Origin of the sequence: Acetobacter musti, assembly GCF_011516835.1 — a bacterium.
Classification (GTDB): domain Bacteria; phylum Pseudomonadota; class Alphaproteobacteria; order Acetobacterales; family Acetobacteraceae; genus Acetobacter; species Acetobacter musti.
In genome coordinates, this window is sequence record NZ_WOTB01000095.1 from 1 (window position 1) to 1,741 (window position 1,741).

Here is a 1,741-nt window from a genome sequence, read left to right on the forward strand (position 1 = left end):
GGTTCTTCCGCACTTTTCGTGATGGGTATCTTGTACTGAGGTTCCGGAACTGGGAAATCCAGAAAGTCGTTCACTTTCATGGATATTCCCCAGTGTCACGCCTTCGGTCTCTTGATCTTCCCCGTTCCCTCGTCGTTCGTCGTGTTGTTGCACTGGATAACAGAGTGGAGATCGAAGTCGGTCTGCGAAAACGGAGTGCAGTGTGTCCGGACTGTCAGTGCCCGACACAACGCATTCACAGTTTCTATCAGAGAAAACTCGCGGATCTTCCATGGCAGGGCCGTCCAGCCACGCTGATCGTTTCTGTGCCGCGCTTTTTCTGCCAGACGATGCTTTGTCCACGTCGGACGTTTGTCATACCCCTTGAGGGGATAACCGTGCGTCATGGCAGACAGACCACACGTCTTGCCGATCTTCATTATTATATCGCCCACACCCTGGGCGGTTCCGCTGGAGCACGAATGACCGTGCGCCTGTGTTGCCCCATCAGCGCGGATACTCTTGTCCGCCGTCTTCTCTCACGTGTGCAGAACACCACAAAAGGCACGGCCCTTACACGTGTGGTGGGGGTGGATGACTGGGCATGGCGGCGGGGACATCACTATGGAACGATTGTGGTCGATCTTGAGAAAAATGATGTCATTGACCTCCTGCCAGATCGGGACGCTGATACCCTTGCCCGATGGCTGCAGGTCCACCCCGGTATTGAAATCATTGCCAGAGACCGTGCCGGTACTTATGCAGACGGATGCCGCAGAGGCGCACCATCCGCTCTTCAGGTGACAGACCGCTGGCATCTGCTGAAGAACCTGTCAGACGCTTTTGTCAGCATTCTGGACCGTTTTACGACGACTGTCAGGACCCTGACACGACAGATGAACGTATCAACGGTCGTAAGCAAAATATCTGAAACAATCAGAGCGCATCCAGAAGAGGCGCAGGCGGTCGTCAGGTCAGCCTCTGGGGAACGGCGTGACATTCTTTTCAAGGAAGCTCTTGCCCTGAAAGCAGCGGGACACAGCATTCAGGCTATCGCCACAACGATCGGGGTAGAGAGAAAAACCGTGCGGCGCTGGTTTCAGCGGGGCCATGCACCACCATGGAAAAGAACGGTTCCGTCACGCAGCATACTCGTGCCTTACACAGCCCACCTGGAAAAGAGATGGTCCGAAGGATGTCGCAATAGTCGTCAGCTATGGCGGGAACTCCTGGAGCAGGGCTTTGCAGGACAATATGGCACCGTCTGGAAATGGGTGGCGACGCGACAGGGATGTTCCGCGAAACCCGTTCCTTCCGCGCATGTCGTTGCACCTCGGGGACGCAGACTTGCGCGGCTTCTCCTCGCAGAGGATCCGTTATCTGCCGGACAGGAGGGACTGCTGGTTCCTGCCCTTCTGGAAGCTGAACCGCACCTTGCCGTCACACTCTGCTGGCTCAGGAAAATGCAGACCCTGCTCTGTAAAAGGGGTGACACCTGCACGGGAGGCGATCTGAAGGCTCTGCTGGAAGAAGGAAAGACGACGCTGCTGTCACGTCTGATTCCCGCGCTTGAACGGGATGCGGCTGCCATTGAAGCGTCTCTTGTCACACCTTGGACAACCAGCCCGGTTGAAGGACAGATCAGCCGACTGAAAATGATCAAGCGAACCATGTTCGGAAGAGCAGGCTTCGAACTCCTCAGGGCGCGTGTCCTTCAGCCCGCATAATCAAAAAACATCATCACGAAAAGTGCGGAAGAACC

Annotated in this window: 1 protein-coding gene; it reads left to right on the forward strand. The window is 55.8% G+C overall.

From position 1 onward, the window contains the following. The first annotated feature begins 92 nt into the window (after positions 1-92). Positions 93-1,706, forward strand: coding sequence for an ISL3 family transposase (locus GOB93_RS20830; RefSeq protein ID WP_173585265.1), 1,614 nt, complete (start codon positions 93-95; stop codon positions 1,704-1,706). The last annotated feature ends 35 nt before the right edge of the window (positions 1,707-1,741 follow it).